Annotated in this window: 13 protein-coding genes; 5 read left to right on the plus strand and 8 right to left on the minus strand. The window is 64.1% G+C overall.

Annotation, left to right across the window (positions count from 1 at the left end; translation table 11 throughout):
• Window positions 1-160: 160 nt before the first annotated feature.
• The 4 genes from ACRYLT_RS14110 to ACRYLT_RS14125 all read right to left on the minus strand — a co-directional run bounded on the left by ACRYLT_RS14110 (window position 161) and on the right by ACRYLT_RS14125 (window position 1,934).
• Window positions 161-586: an MliC family protein gene (locus ACRYLT_RS14110; protein WP_482664718.1), complete on the minus strand. Its 426-nt coding sequence runs from the start codon at window positions 584-586 to the stop codon at window positions 161-163.
• A 58-nt stretch (window positions 587-644) separates the two neighbouring features.
• Window positions 645-776: a hypothetical protein gene (locus tag ACRYLT_RS14115; RefSeq protein WP_482664719.1), complete on the minus strand. Its 132-nt coding sequence runs from the start codon at window positions 774-776 to the stop codon at window positions 645-647.
• Between the two features lie 185 nt (window positions 777-961).
• Complete coding sequence (locus ACRYLT_RS14120; RefSeq protein WP_482664720.1) at window positions 962-1,306, minus strand: GntR family transcriptional regulator; 345 nt, start codon at window positions 1,304-1,306, stop codon at window positions 962-964.
• Between the two features lie 49 nt (window positions 1,307-1,355).
• Window positions 1,356-1,934, minus strand: a complete 579-nt coding sequence (locus ACRYLT_RS14125; RefSeq protein ID WP_482664721.1) for a nitroreductase family protein — start codon at window positions 1,932-1,934, stop codon at window positions 1,356-1,358.
• Window positions 1,935-2,058: 124 nt separating this feature from the next.
• Here ACRYLT_RS14125 and ACRYLT_RS14130 point away from each other — a divergent pair, with 124 nt between their 5' ends.
• The 4 genes from ACRYLT_RS14130 (at window position 2,059) to ACRYLT_RS14145 (ending at window position 7,264) form a co-directional block, all read left to right on the plus strand.
• Complete coding sequence (locus ACRYLT_RS14130) at window positions 2,059-3,672, plus strand: peptide MFS transporter (RefSeq protein WP_482664722.1); 1,614 nt, start codon at window positions 2,059-2,061, stop codon at window positions 3,670-3,672.
• 1 nt (window position 3,673) lies between these two features.
• Window positions 3,674-5,074, plus strand: coding sequence for an amidohydrolase (locus ACRYLT_RS14135; protein WP_482664723.1), 1,401 nt, complete (start codon window positions 3,674-3,676; stop codon window positions 5,072-5,074).
• The gene (locus ACRYLT_RS14140; RefSeq protein WP_482664724.1) at window positions 5,071-6,495 is read left to right on the plus strand and encodes an amidohydrolase family protein; all 1,425 of its coding nucleotides are present in this window, start codon (window positions 5,071-5,073) and stop codon (window positions 6,493-6,495) included. The genes ACRYLT_RS14135 and ACRYLT_RS14140 overlap by 4 nt, the downstream gene beginning before the upstream one ends.
• A 61-nt stretch (window positions 6,496-6,556) precedes the next feature.
• The gene (locus ACRYLT_RS14145) at window positions 6,557-7,264 is read left to right on the plus strand and encodes an NnrU family protein (protein WP_482664725.1); all 708 of its coding nucleotides are present in this window, start codon (window positions 6,557-6,559) and stop codon (window positions 7,262-7,264) included.
• On the opposite strand, the gene wrbA is transcribed toward ACRYLT_RS14145, so the two are convergent.
• Together wrbA and ACRYLT_RS14155 are read right to left on the minus strand one after the other, a co-directional pair.
• Window positions 7,254-7,904, minus strand: a complete 651-nt coding sequence (gene wrbA, locus ACRYLT_RS14150) for an NAD(P)H:quinone oxidoreductase (protein WP_482664726.1) — start codon at window positions 7,902-7,904, stop codon at window positions 7,254-7,256. The genes ACRYLT_RS14145 and wrbA overlap by 11 nt on opposite strands.
• An 87-nt stretch (window positions 7,905-7,991) precedes the next feature.
• Window positions 7,992-9,533 carry a putative bifunctional diguanylate cyclase/phosphodiesterase gene (locus ACRYLT_RS14155; RefSeq protein WP_482664727.1) on the minus strand — a complete coding sequence of 514 codons (1,542 nt, stop codon included), beginning with the start codon at window positions 9,531-9,533 and terminating at the stop codon, window positions 7,992-7,994.
• A gap of 167 nt (window positions 9,534-9,700) precedes the next feature.
• Here ACRYLT_RS14155 and ACRYLT_RS14160 point away from each other — a divergent pair, with 167 nt between their 5' ends.
• Window positions 9,701-11,617, plus strand: a complete 1,917-nt coding sequence (locus ACRYLT_RS14160; protein WP_482664728.1) for a TonB-dependent receptor domain-containing protein — start codon at window positions 9,701-9,703, stop codon at window positions 11,615-11,617.
• Here the strand turns inward: ACRYLT_RS14160 and amaB are convergent.
• A complete protein-coding gene (gene amaB, locus ACRYLT_RS14165) occupies window positions 11,614-13,110 on the minus strand; it encodes an L-piperidine-6-carboxylate dehydrogenase (RefSeq protein WP_482664729.1) in 1,497 nt (498 codons plus the stop codon). The genes ACRYLT_RS14160 and amaB overlap by 4 nt on opposite strands.
• On the minus strand, window positions 13,107-13,913 hold the full coding sequence (locus tag ACRYLT_RS14170; protein WP_482664730.1) for a DUF72 domain-containing protein: 807 nt from the start codon (window positions 13,911-13,913) through the stop codon (window positions 13,107-13,109). The genes amaB and ACRYLT_RS14170 overlap by 4 nt, the downstream gene beginning before the upstream one ends.
• Window positions 13,914-13,954 lie beyond the last annotated feature (41 nt).

Below are 13,954 nucleotides of genomic sequence, written 5' to 3' on the forward strand. Positions count from 1 at the left end.
CCCCCCGGCTCCGGCGATCAGACACCCGGTCGATCGCACGCGCGGCACACATAAGCGTCAAGGCGCCGGATTTTAACGGCGAGTCAATGTCCTGACGCTGAACAGGCGCGCAGCTGCGGCAAATCGGTCACAGCCGCTCGCCGTCGATGTCGCCTGCCTTCTAGTGGTTCTCGCCGTCGTGGTCGGCGTCATGAGCGCTGGCCTCGCCCGCGGCCCCGCGGACTCGTACGCAGCGCGCAATCAGGCGATCTTCGTTTCCGGAAGATTCACCCAGATGGCCTTCTTCGCCCGTTACCGACCAGACCAGCGACGCAGCCCCCTCCCCGCTCGGGTCGGCGCGATAGCGCATGCCCGTGACCGCCGGGGCAGCCCGAAGCTCGCTCGTCCTGCCGTCATAGGTCAGCTTGACCGTGGCGTAGCGATAATCGCCGCCATGTTCGTAAACCGCCGTGACCGGACGCCCATCTTCACAGAGATAAGGAATGATCGGCGGCCCGGACTTGGCACTCGGAGCGGCAAATCCGGACAGAAGAAGGCCGGCGCCCACCAGGGTCGCCGCGGCGAACATGCCTGGATACTTCATCATTCTCCTCCGCAGCAGCGTCGATGCGATGGTGCGGCAGCCGCCGCGCCGAATCAAGCGCCTAAGCGGACAAACGGCGCTCGCTGGCAGTCTCCACCGGAGCCGCGAGGGCCCAGCTGATCAGCCCATGTCCAGTGAACAACACCGTCAGTCCGGCGGCGAACGAAAGCAGGAAGGCGCGAAGCGGAGTCATCACACGATCCTTTCGTCGGAAACAGATTGGAGTGCCGCCGGCGCCAGATCACTTTCGGGGGGCGTAGGAAATTTACCCGGCACCGGCGGCTGACGGCTCAATGGCGTGCCGATGTTTCGGCCTCATGCCTCTCCGGGCGCAACTTTGTTTCAGTTGTTACAATCGTCCTCCGGAGCGTCCGGGCGTCAGGCGAGCGAACGCTCAAGCAGATCGTCGACATCGAGCCCGAGACGCCGAATGTGCGACACGACCGCCGGCCAACGGTTTTCGAGGAAATCCTTGCGCTCCGCCTCGCGCAACCGGGCCGACGCGCCGGCCGCGACAAACATTCCGACGCCGCGCTTCACCACCACCAGTCCTTCTTCCTGGAAAGTCTGATAGGCCTTGGCGACGGTCAGGGGATTGGCGCCGAAGTCGGCGGCAAGGGTTCGAACGGAGGGAAGCGGATCGCCATCTCCGACACGCCCTTCCAGGATCATTGCAGCGATGGAATCGCGCAGGCGGAGATAGACGGGGCGTTCTTCGGTCATGCGTTATGCTGGACTAACACACCGCATGACGGGAGTCCAGCATAAAATATCATGCCTGCCAGCGAGATATCACCTGGTCGGGGTCCGGCCGCGCCCGTTCCTCCAGCGCCGTCGGGCAGCTGCCGATGAACACGAACCCCGCGATCCGCTCCGGGGCCGTTCCGAAAGCCTGAAGCACTTCCTGGGAGTAAGCGGCCCAGCCGGTCACCCATCCTGCGGCATAGCCTGAGGCATGGGTCGCCAGCAGCAGGTTCATGAGGGCAGCGCCGCAGGACAGCTCCTGCTCCCAGACTGGGATCTTGTGGCCGAGCGTCGGGCTGGAAAGCGCAACCACGAGTTCCGGCGCCTGATGCGCAAACCGTTCCGTCGCCTCGATCTCCAGGCGGCCGGGGGCGGGATTGTCGATCCGATAGGCGCGGTGCAGCAACGCAGCGAAGGCTTCGCGAGATGGCTTCGGCACATGGACGAAGCGCCACGGATGGAGTTTGCCATGGTCGGGCGTCCGAGTGGCGATCTGGAGGATTTGGCGAAGCTCTTCCGGTGACGGTCCGGGTTCGACCAGGTCGCGAGGTCTGGCCGAACGCCGGGTGCGCAGGAGGCTGAGCGGCGACGACAGGTCGTTGAACATCGCCAGCCGCTAGCAGTCCGGGAAGGGCGCAACAATCCCGCTTCACAATGGGAATTCTCCCGCTAGTCTGCCCCGCCAACGACCGCCGCCCGAGCGGACGGGAAACCTTGGGAGCAGCTGCCTGATGGCCACCACCACGCCCGACACGTACGACTCGAAGACATTTCTGGGGCACCCCAGAGGGCTCTTCGTCCTGTTCTTCGCCGAAATGTGGGAGCGCTTCTCTTACTACGGCATGCGGGCGCTGCTGATCTTCTATCTCACCCAGCACTGGCTTTTCTCGGACGAAAGGTCCGGGGTCATCTACGGCGCCTATACTGCGTTGGTCTATATCACGCCGGTGCTCGGCGGCTATCTTGCCGACCGATGGCTCGGCCAGCGCAAGGCCGTCCTCTACGGCGCCGTGCTGCTCACCTTCGGCCACTTCCTGATGGGCTTCGAAGGGACGGGCGGCCAGGACGCCGCGTCGCTCAACATCTTCTGGCTTGCCCTCAGCTTCATCATCGTCGGCTCCGGCTTTCTTAAAGCCAACATCTCAGTGATCGTCGGCCAGCTTTATCCGCGTACCGACGTTCGGCGCGACGGCGCCTACACAATCTTCTACATGGGCATCAATCTCGGCGCCGCGCTGGGTTCGCTGCTGTGCGGTTATCTCGGCCAGACCTACGGCTGGAGCTACGGCTTCGGTGCCGCCGGTGTCGGCATGCTCCTGGGGCTCGTCGTTTTCGTGATCGGCAAACCGCTGCTGATGGGCCGCGGCGAGGCGCCGGATCCCTCAGCCCTGTCGCGGCCGGTTGCAGGCATCAAGTTCGAATGGCTGCTCTACCTGGTCGGGTTCGCCGCGGTGGTCGGAATTTGGCAGCTCATCCAGTACCAGGAGGTCGTCGGCTGGTTGCTGCTCGTCGCCGGTGTGATTCTGGTCAGCTACGTACTGTTCACAGCCGTGGCCAAGCTTCCGAAGGAGGATCGTGACCGGATCTTCGCCGCGATGTTCCTGATCCTGGGATCGATCCTGTTCTGGGCTTTGTTCGAGCAGGCGGGATCGTCTCTGAACCTGTTCACGGACCGCTCGGTGGATCGCAGCATGATGGGCTGGGAGGTTCCGGCCTCCATGTTCCAGTCGATCAACGCCATCTACATCGTCCTTCTTGCGCCTCTGTTCGCCACGCTCTGGACCTGGCTCGGACGGCGCGGAATGGAGCCGTCCACGCCCGCGAAATTCGGCCTCGCCATGCTTCAGCTGGGACTCGGCTTCCTTGTCCTCGTCTGGGGATCGCAGGCCGCCGGGATGGAGAACCTGACCCCGGTCATCTTCATCTTCCTGATCTATCTGCTCCATACGACCGGTGAGCTTTGTCTCTCCCCTGTGGGCCTCAGCGCGATGAACCGGCTGGCCCCCAAGCATATGGCGAGCCTGATCATGGGCACATGGTTCTTCGCTTCGGCGACCGGCAACTTCGCGGCCGGTCTCATCGCCGCAGCGACCGGCTCGGGCGAGCTCGAAGGCGAAGCGGCAGGCGCCAAGGAGGTCGTGCTGGACGTCTATTCCACGGTCGGCTGGGTCGCCGTGGCGTTTGGGGTGGCCGTCATCATCGTCTCGCCGCTGGTCAAGAAGCTGATGCACCTCGACACGCTTCGCGATGACGAGGAGCTGGCCGGCTATAAGGAGCTGGCCGAGAAGCAAGCGCCCGGCATTCACCCGGAGCGGGAAACCAAGCCGTCGAGGAGCAAAATCTGACATGAAGTCACGCCTGATTGCCGCGGCTGCGGCCGTGGCGCTGGCCGGTTGCGCCGCGCAAGGAAACGACGCGCGGTCGGCCTCGTCCGAATCCCGCCCGGCTTCGCCTCGATATACCCCTCCCGCGGATCCCTATCCTTCCACCTACCGGCCCTATCCCGGAGTCCCGACCGCAATCACCGGCGCGACGATATTCGACGGCGAAGGCGGCCGGATCGAGAACGGCACGATCGTCCTCGTCGACGGCCGAATTCAGGCGATCGGCGGGCCGGAAACGCCCATCCCCGAGGGCGCCACTCGGGTTGACGGCGCGGGTCGCTGGGTGACGCCCGGGATCATCGACGTTCACAGTCACTTGGGAGACTATCCAAGTCCCGGCGTCCAGGCCCATTCCGACGGCAACGAGATCACTTCGCCCGTCCGCCCCGAAGTCTGGGCGGAGCATAGCGTCTGGCCGCAGGATCCCGGCTTCTCGCGGGCGCTCGCCAATGGCGGAGTCACGACTCTGCAGGTGCTGCCGGGATCGGCCAACCTGTTCGGCGGCCGCGGCGTGACTCTTCGCAACGTTCCGGGGCGAACTATGCAGCAGATGCGCTTCCCCGGCGCACCGCGCGGCCTCAAGATTGCGTGCGGCGAGAATCCCAAGCGCGTCTATGGCGGGCGCAATCAAATGCCGCAGACGCGCATGGGCAATGTCGCCTTGATGCGCCAAACCTGGCAGCGGGCGGCGGAATATCGCGAACGCCGTGCCCGCGATCCCGGTACGGCTCGCGACATGGCGCTCGAGACCCTCGCCGAAGTCCTCGACGGCGACATCCTCGTCCACAATCATTGCTACCGTGCCGACGAGATGGCGATCATGATGGACATGGCCCGGGAATTCGGCTTCCGAATTTCCACCTTTCACCACGCGGTCGAGAGCTACAAGATTGCCGACCTGCTGCGGGAGAATGACGTCTGTTCCGCAATGTGGGCGGACTGGTGGGGCTTCAAGATGGAAGCCTATGACGCGGTCAACGAGAATATCCCCCTGGTCCACAATGCCGGCGCCTGTGCCATCGTTCATTCGGACGATCCCAACGGGATCCAGCGCCTGAACCAGGAGGCGGCGAAGGCGCTCGCCGACGGACGCCGGATGGGAATCAACATTTCCGACGAAGTCGCCTGGCGCTGGCTGAGCTTCAATCCCGCACGGGCGCTCGGAATCGACCGCGAAACCGGGTCGTTGCGAGTAGGCAAGCGCGCCGACGTCGTGCTCTGGAACGGCGACCCCTTCAGCGTTTACACCCGACCGCAGCAGGTCTGGATCGACGGTGCCCTGCTCTACGACATGAACAATCCGCGGCTGCGACCGGTGTCCGACTTCGAACTGGGGCAACCAGGCGAGGGAGATGTGAAATGAGGCGGCTCGCCATTTTCCTGGCGGGGATCGCCGCCGTCGCCGCCGCGCCCGTCGCGGCTCAGAACGATGGTGCCTCGCTGTCAGTCGGTCAGCGTGGCGATGGCGCGGTCATCGCCATCACTGGCGGACGAGTCGTCGTCGGCGACGGCACTGATCCGATCGACGGCGGCACCGTGGTGATCCGCAACGGCCGGGTCGCCGCGGCCGGAGCCGGTGTCCCGATCCCAGCAGGCGCAACGGTGATCGACGCCCGAGGCAAATGGGTGACACCCGGCATCGTTGCCGGATTCTCCCGCATCGGTCTCGTCGAAGTCGACGCCGTCGACCCGACGAACGACGTCCAGGCCAACAGTTCGCCATTCAGCGCCGCCATCGACGTCGCGCCCGCAATCAACCCGCAGGCGGCATCGATCGCCGTGAACCGCGCCGCGGGCGTCACTCGAGCCGTGGTCTCGCCCGCGACGGGTCGAAGCATTTTCGCCGGACAGGGCGCGGTGATCGACCTCGGCGGCGACATGGATCCGATTACGCGCGCTCGCGCCTTCCAGTTCATCGAACTGGGCGAGGCCGGAGCCAGCGACGCCGGCGGCAGCCGTGCCTCGGCGCATGTCCTCCTTCGCAACGCCCTTCGCGAAGCCCGGGACCTTCGTGCCCCGATCGGCAGCGGCGGGCGCATTCAGCGCTCCGCCTCCGAGCCGCCGCCCGAAGATATCGAGGAAAACCCGTACCTCCTGCCGGGTGCGCAGCGATCGGAGGACGTGCTCCTGACCCGCTTCGATGCGGCCGCCCTGGTGCCCGTTTTGCAGGGACGGCAGCTGCTGCTCGTCCATGTCGAACGGGCGAGCGACATCCTCCAGACGTTGGCGCTCAAGCGCGAATTTCCCCGGCTCCGGCTCGTCATCGTCGGAGCGGCCGAAGGCTGGCGAGTTGCCGACCGGATCGCGGCGGCGGGCGTTCCCGTCATCGCCAACGCGCTCACCGACCTTCCGAACAGCTTCGAGCAACTGGCCGCCACTCAGTCCAATATCGGAAGGATGCGGGCTGCAGGCGTGGATGTCGCGATCGGGATGATCAACGACGACGAAACCCGGCAGATCAGGGTTTCCACCCAATATGCCGGCAATCTCGTCGCCATCGGCCGAGTACCGGGTCATACGGGGCTGAGCTGGAACGAGGCCTTCGCGGCGATCAGCTCCCGTCCCGCCGAGGCGATCGGCCTTGGCGACCAGATCGGCTCGCTTCGCCCCGGTCGGCGCGGCGATGTGGTGATCTGGGACGGCGATCCGCTCGAACTCGCGAGCGGCGTCGAAGCCGTCTGGATCGACGGAGTCCAGCAGAGCCTCGAGAACCGACAGACCCGGCTGCGCGACCGTTATCGCAATCCGACCGAGGGCCAGTTGCCCAATGCCTATGAAAGGTGATGATCGAGGATCGGACCGGACGGTCTCCGCCGCCGGCTAGCTTCTTGAGGATGGCTGGGAATTGAGCCCGCTTGCGCAGCTCGCGCTGGCAACAGGGGCGTTTGTCGGCTCGCATCTGGCGCTTTCTCATCCACTACGAGCGAAGCTGGTCGAGCGGCTCGGCGAGCGCGGCTTTCTCGGCCTATATTCCTTCATCGCGCTGGCCACCCTTGGCTGGATGATCATCACCTTCCGTTCGGTGGAACTGGCAAACCCGCTCTGGATCGCGCCGTCCTGGTGGTGGCCAGTCGCGTCCGCGATCATGCTCGGCGCCAGCATTCTCCTTGTGGGCTCCTTGCGTGGAAATCCCGCCTTCCCTCATCCCCGCTCTTCGCTGCGACCGGTTCCAGGACCGCGCGGAGTCTTCGCGATCACACGTCACCCGATGAACACGAGTTTCATCCTTTGGGCGCTGGTGCACATCTCCGTTTCCGGTACTGCTCGAAATCTGATCGTCGCGTCCGGGATCCTTGTGCTGGCGGTGCTGGGGTCGATCGGACAGGATCACAGGAAGGCCTGCCGGACGGCAGAGGCCTGGCCCGATTGGCAGCGGCAGACGTCGTTCGTTCCCTTCACTGCCTTGTTTCAGGGCAGGATCCGCTGGCGTGATGCAGTGCCGAGCTGGGTGGCGCTTGCCGGCGGCCTGATCCTCTGGGCGGCCGCCACTTCCGTTCACGTCCCGATCGTTTCACCGATCGGTGAGCTGCTCTATTCCGCCGCTAGCGACTGAACAGGAAATGCTCGGTTTCTGCCGTTTCGGGCTCCGGCGAACTCGGGAAGAGCCGGCTCGTGATCTCAGCGACATGCCTCCCTTGGAAGCGCGCGCCGGCAAGTTCGTTGTCGCTCGGCTGGCGTGATCCGTCGGCGCCGGCAATGGTGCTCGCGCCATAGGGACTTCCGCCCGTAATCTCATCGAGGGTCATCTGCCCCGCGAAGCTGTAGGGCAGGCCGACAGTCACCATGCCGAGGTGAAGCAGATTGGTGTGGATCGCCATCAAGGTTGTCTCCTGGCCGCCATGCTGGGTGGCGGTGGAGGTGAAGGCCGAACCTACTCTTCCGTTCAGCGCGCCCCGCGCCCAAAGAGCGCCGGTCTGGTCGAGGAAGTTGGCCATCTGTGACGCCATTCGTCCGTAGCGTGTGCCGACGCCGATGATGATCGCATCATAGTTCGGAAGCTCGTCGACGGTCGCGATCGGTGCAGCCTGATCCAGCTTGTAGCCGGAGCTTCGCGCCACCTCTTCCGGCACCAGTTCGGGAACCCGCTTCACCTGGACCTCGGCGCCAGCCTCACGAGCGCCTTCGGCAACTGCATAGGCCATTCTTTCGACATGTCCGTAGGTCGAATGGTAGAGAATGAGGATCCGGCTCATCAAAGTCTCCGCAAGTCTGGCTTGCCGCGAGAACGTCCAAGGTCAATGCCGGCTGCCGCGCTGGCGACGCAACGTTGGAAAGCGGCGTCAGGCCGCGTCGGAGACCGGCGACCTCAGTCGGTTCGAGGAGAGGAAGCCGTCAATCTCCTCGACGGGCAAGGCTGGCGCGTAGAGGAAGCCCTGGAGTCCGTCGCATCCGGCCTCGATCGCGATCATCTCCTCCTCGGGACAGGAGATGCCCTCGGCGATCACCTCAAGGTTCATCGCATGGCCGAGAGTCACCGCCGCGCGGATGATGGCAACGCTCTGGTCGCGCGCGGCAAGGTCAATGAAGGAGCGGTCGAGCTTGATCTTGTCGACGGGGAAGCGGCGCAGGCAGCTCAATGACGAGTAACCGGTCCCGAAATCGTCGAGAGCCACCCGGAAGCCATAGCCGCGCAACTCCTCGATCGCCTGGCTGCACAAGGCGTCGTGCTCGATGAAGAGCGTTTCCGTAATCTCCAACTCGATCTGTCTGAAATCCACGCCTTCCTGTTCGGCGATGCTGCGCAAGCTGGCCGGGAAGGCGGTATTTCGGAACTGGACGGGCGACAGGTTGATGGCGACGGTAAGATCGGGCCAGCGCCGAGCCGTACGGCAGGCGTCCCGGAATAAGATCAGCCCAAGTTCTTCGATGATCCCGCACTCCTCTGCGATCGGGATCACGTCGCTGGGCGGAACCTGCCCAAGCACGGGATCGTTCCAGCGCAGAAGCCCTTCGAGGCCGATGACACCCCCGGCGCTCCCGATCACGGGCTGGAAGAATAACCGCAAGCCAGTGGCGTCAGGAAGTTCGGACCGAAGAGCATTTTCGATCCGGTCACGACGCTGTACGTCGGCATCCATCGCTTCGGTGAAAATTCGGAAGCAATCACGACCGGCCGCCTTGGCACGATACATGGTGATGTCGGCTTTCCGCAAAAGCTCCGAGGCTTCGGAGACTTCTGCGCTGGCGAAGACCGCGCCGATGCTGACTCCTACTCGGGCTTCGCGATCGCCGATCTGGAAAGGCTGGCGAATGGTGCCGATGATCCGCTCGCACATCCGCCGAACGTCGGCTTCGCCCTTGGGGCTGACCTGGACGATCGCGAACTCGTCTCCGCCGATCCGGGCGACGGTATCCGTTTCCCGGACCAGCGACCGCAGCCGGTCGCCCACCTCGGCAACGAGCCGGTCGCCGGCATGGTGTCCGAGGGTGTCGTTGACCTGCTTGAATCGATCCAGGTCGAGCATCAGCAGGGCCACTTGCTCACCGCTTCGCCGGTAGCGGGTGAGGGCCTGCGCCAACCGGTCTTCAAGCAGAGCGCGGTTGGCAAGGCCCGTAAGCTGGTCGTGAAGCGCCTGATGCTGGGCGGCAGCCTGCCGATTTTCGAGCTCCTGAACGAGCTCGACCAACGACTTGTAGAGGAAGGACATGACCAGCACGACGGCCACGGCCGAAGTCAGCGCGATCGGCCAGATCGCACCGAACAGCTCGATCCGCGAAGCAGCATCGTCCTTGACGATGCTCACCGTCGCGAAGTTCGTCAGAACGATCGTGGCCACCGCTGCCGCGACAATCGGCGGGCCGACCTGACGTGAATAGCCCACTCGCGTCCCCTTCACGAGAAACTCGGCCGATAGCGTCTCAGCAGTTAACAAAATGCCTCCCCCCACGGAGGAGGCGAGCTTCGTCGAAAGTTTGGCGGGGCTTCATCGAAGGAGGAATGACGATCGTCGCCGCCGACAGAAGACCCGCATTCGAGGGGAATGTTGTCATGATGAAGTCAGCGTCTGTCTCGGTCGCGGCCGTTGCCGCCTTTCTCGCCGCCGCTCCAGCCGAGGCCCAACGGAGCAACGAGAATGTCGTGACCTCGGCCGGCGATGCTTTCGGAACCAGCGTCGGCAACGAACGCGTGGGCATCTACAATCCCTACAGTGCTCGCGGATTCAGCCCGGTCCAGGCGGGCAATGTCCGGATCGAAGGTCTCTATTTCGACCTCCAGGCCGATCTCGACCAGCGTCTGATTTCCGGAACGACGATGCGCGTCGGAATAGCCGCCCAGAGCTATCCCTTTTCCTCCCCCACCGGAATCGCCGATTTCAGCCTGCGCAAGGCCGGCGACGAAGCGGTTCTTAGCACGGTGCTGAGCTACGGCACGTTCGGCAGTCTTCGCGCCGAAGCGGATGCGCAGCTTCCGATCAATGACGCCCTCGGCATTGCGGCCGGTGCGACGATCCTGCGCGAGAACCTTCATTATGGCGGCGCCCGCACCTTCATCAGCGGTGCGGTGATTCCAAGGTGGCGGCCGAACGACCGGGTCGAAATGATTCCGTTCGTCAGCTATTTTTCATCGCAGGGAACACAGGCCCAGCCCATCTACTTCATGAACGGGTCCTATCTTCCGCCCGAAATCGAGCGCCGGCGCTTCTATGGACCCTCCTGGGCGGAAAGCGACTCGGAAGGACTGAATTGCGGCCTCCTGAGCACCGTTCGCGCAGGCGAATGGACGATCCGCGGCGGGCTGTTCCGATCGCGCTTCGCGCCGGAGAAAACCTTTACCGAGCTATCGCTCAACACGGATCGTTCGGGTGTCGGCGATCGGTTCATCTCGGTTGAGGCGGATCGGCTCTTTGCATCCACCTCGGGTGAGATGCGGGCGTCTCGCAGCTTCGCCGATGGACCGCGCCTTCACACGCTCCATTTCGCGCTGCGCGGCCGCGAGCAGCAGCGGCGTTATGGTGGCGGCTTCTCGGTTCCCCTGGGACGCCGGCCGATCGACGAGCCGGTCGAGGTCGATGCTCCGGACCTGGCGATCGGTCCCCAGACGACGGATCGGGTCCGCCAGTTCACCGGCGGCATCGGCTACGAAATGCGATGGCGGGAAGTCGGGGAACTGGCGGTCAACCTCCAACGAACGGACTACCGCAAGGAAGTGGAAACACCCGCAGGCCCCCTCCCCGTCTCCACGGCTCAACCCTGGCTGCTCAACGCGACCGCGTCCGTTCACGCGACCGACTGGCTGAGCGTCTATGCCGGTTATGCACGCGGGCTCGAGGAAAGCCCGGTTGCCCCGACCGTGGCGCGCAACCGCGACGAAGCACCGCCCGCGATCCTTACCGAGCAGATGGACGCCGGCGTGCGGCTAGTCCTGCCTCGAAACCTGAGGCTCGTCGCCGGATTGTTCGAAGTCACCAAACCGTATTTCGGACTGGACAACAATCTTGTCTTCGGCCGGCTCGGGATGGTCCGGCACCGGGGCGCGGAAGTGTCGCTTGCGGGATCTCCGTTGCCGGGCATGACCGCTGTGGTCGGAGTGATGTTCCTGGATGCCGAACTCAGTGGCGAGGCGGTGGAACAGGGTCTGGTCGGGCCACGCCCGGTCGGAGTCTTCGGACGCTACATCAACGGCGCCTTGGACTATAGATTGCCCTTCGCGCCCGGTCTGTCGGTCGACCTTGCCTATGAGAGCACCAGCGATCGAACCGCGGATCGGCTGAATACATTCGCGATCCCCGCCCGCTATGTCATTGCGCTGGGAACGCGCTACCGCTTCCGGATTGCAGACGCACCGGCGACCCTTCGCGCGCAGGTCGCAAACATCATGGGCAATTACGGCTGGAACAATATCGGCGAAGGCTTCCACTACAATCTGCCGCGCCGCTACAGCCTTTCCCTGACGGCCGACATCTAGGACGGAACGGAAAATTCGATGCCCTGGGCCAGGGGCAGTTCCAGTCCATAGTTAATCGTGTTGGTGGCTCGGCGCATATAAGCGCGCCATGCATCCGAGCCGCTTTCGCGTCCGCCTCCGCTATCCTTCTCACCGCCGAAAGCCCCGCCTATTTCGGCGCCGGACGGACCGATATTGACGTTGGCAATGCCGCAATCGGAGCCGGCGGCGGACAGGAAAAGCTCCGCCTCCCGAAGGTTGGTGGTGAAGATGGAGGAAGCGAGGCCCTGCGGTACGTCGTTGTGAAGTGCCAGAGCCTCCTCGAATGTCCGATAACGCAGAACGAACAGGATCGGAGCGAAGGTTTCCCTGCGTACCACCTCCGTTTGGTCCGGCATCTCGACGAGCGCCGGGCGAACATAGCATCCCTCCAGCCTTTCGCCGCCGTGCACCGTTCCCCCCTGGGCGCGTGCCTGATCGAGCGCGACCTGCATCGCAAGAATCGCCGCTTCGTCGATCAGCGGTCCTACCAGAATCCCGGGCTCCAGCGGATTGCCAATGGGCAGACCTGACCAGATCCGCTTCAGTCGTTCCATCAAAGGTCCGTAGATCGCTTCGTGAACGATCAGTCGTCGAAGGGTCGTGCAGCGTTGCCCTGCCGTTCCCGCCGCAGCGAAGGCGATGGCCCTTTCCGCCAGGTCGAGGTCGGCGGACGAGGTGACGACCATTCCATTGTTGCCGCCGAGCTCGAGCAGGGTTCGTCCGAGGCGGGCCGCGACACGCGGCGCCACGTCGCGTCCCATCCGGGTCGATCCGGTGGCGGAGACGAGAGGAATGCGGGGATCGTCCACCAGGGCTTCCCCGGTCTCGCGGCCGCCCTGGACCAGTTGGAGCAGGCCCGATGGAGCCTCGCCGAACCTTTCCCGCGCCCGCTGGAACAGTGCCTCGACGGCCATGGCCGTCAGCGGCGTCTTTTCGGAAGGTTTCCAAACCACCGTGTCGCCGCACACGAAGGCAAGACAGGCATTCCAGGCCCAGACGGCGACGGGAAAGTTGAAAGCGGAGATGACCGCCACCGGTCCGAGCGGATGCCAGGTCTCCATCATCCGGTGGCTGGGCCGCTCCGTGGCGATGGTCAGCCCGTAGAGCTGCCGCGACAGACCGACGGCGAAGTCGCAGATGTCGATCATCTCCTGCACCTCACCGAGTCCCTCCTGAAGGATCTTCCCCGCTTCCAGACTGACCAGTCGAGCCAGCGGCTCTTTCTCCTCGCGAAGAACCTCGCCGAACAGCCGGACCAGTTCCCCGCGCCTGGGCGCGGGAACGAGGCGCCAGCTCAGGAAGGCTTGTCGGGCCCGGTCGACCGCGGCGGCGACATCGGCAGCGCCGTTCGAAGCGACTCGCCCGATCACTTCCCCGTCGATGGGAGAGAACGACGCCAGGTCGCCGGAATCCGGGCGGATACCGAGCCTTGCGAACACAGGCTCGGCTTCCCGCGAGGAGGAAAAGTTCATTTCAGACGCTCCATAAGGCCCTGGGCAGCTGCCGGATTGCGGATTTTTGCGCCGCTGATCACGAAAGCGAAAACGTCGCGCGGGTTGGCCGACGCCCTGGCATCGCTGACATAGTCCAGACCGTCCGGGCTTTCGCCTCGGGCCCATGTCCGGATTGTGCCGGCCCACCGATCGAGCTCGGCCGACGAATAGCCCGCCGGCTCCTCCTCCCGAGTCCGCTGCAGCCGCGCATAAACGAAGTCGGCCGTGAGATCGGCAATGGCAGGATAGATGTCGCTGTCGGCATAGACGATCGCGACCCCAGCAGCGCGAGCCATCGCCACGAACTCGCGACTTCGAAAACTGTCGTGCCGGACCTCGAGCGCATGTTTCAGCGCGACACCGTCCTGTCTCGTCGGCAGCAGCATGAGAAAGGCGCGGATCTCCTCAGGATCGAACCGCTTGGTCGGTGCGAGCTGCCAAAGGATCGGCCCGAGCTTCTCGCCAAGTTCGGTGAAGCCCTGGGCGCAGAACTTCCCGATCGCCTCGGCCGAGTCTCCCAGCCTCTTGCGATTGGTGCAGAATCGCGAGGCCTTGATCGCGAACTTGAAACCCTCAGGTACCGAATCAGCCCACCGCTTGAACAATTCCGGAGATTGCAGCTTGTAAAAGGTTGCGTTGATCTCGGTTGCCGTCAGATTCTGACCTGCAAATTCCAATTGCTTCGTCTTTGGCAATCCCTCCGGGTAAAAGGTACCGCGCCAGAGATCGAAGTCCCATCCACCCACGCCGAGGTAAATATTCGAAGTTGGCGAAATGCTCATGCGCTCAGCATAGCTTTGGAACTTTACATCGTGCAATTTAC

This window comes from Sphingosinicella sp. SM1-17, assembly GCF_056821765.1.

Coding starts and splice junctions, on each gene's coding strand:
- ACRYLT_RS14110 (WP_482664718.1), bottom strand. CDS start 586: ATGATGAAGTATCCAGGCATGTTCGCCGCGGCGACCCTGGTGGGCGCC.
- ACRYLT_RS14115 (WP_482664719.1), bottom strand. CDS start 776: ATGACTCCGCTTCGCGCCTTCCTGCTTTCGTTCGCCGCCGGACTGACG.
- ACRYLT_RS14120 (WP_482664720.1), bottom strand. CDS start 1,306: ATGACCGAAGAACGCCCCGTCTATCTCCGCCTGCGCGATTCCATCGCT.
- ACRYLT_RS14125 (WP_482664721.1), bottom strand. CDS start 1,934: ATGTTCAACGACCTGTCGTCGCCGCTCAGCCTCCTGCGCACCCGGCGT.
- ACRYLT_RS14130 (WP_482664722.1), top strand. CDS start 2,059: ATGGCCACCACCACGCCCGACACGTACGACTCGAAGACATTTCTGGGG.
- ACRYLT_RS14135 (WP_482664723.1), top strand. CDS start 3,674: ATGAAGTCACGCCTGATTGCCGCGGCTGCGGCCGTGGCGCTGGCCGGT.
- ACRYLT_RS14140 (WP_482664724.1), top strand. CDS start 5,071: ATGAGGCGGCTCGCCATTTTCCTGGCGGGGATCGCCGCCGTCGCCGCC.
- wrbA (WP_482664726.1), bottom strand. CDS start 7,904: ATGAGCCGGATCCTCATTCTCTACCATTCGACCTACGGACATGTCGAA.
- ACRYLT_RS14160 (WP_482664728.1), top strand. CDS start 9,701: ATGATGAAGTCAGCGTCTGTCTCGGTCGCGGCCGTTGCCGCCTTTCTC.
- amaB (WP_482664729.1), bottom strand. CDS start 13,110: ATGAACTTTTCCTCCTCGCGGGAAGCCGAGCCTGTGTTCGCAAGGCTC.
- ACRYLT_RS14170 (WP_482664730.1), bottom strand. CDS start 13,913: ATGAGCATTTCGCCAACTTCGAATATTTACCTCGGCGTGGGTGGATGG.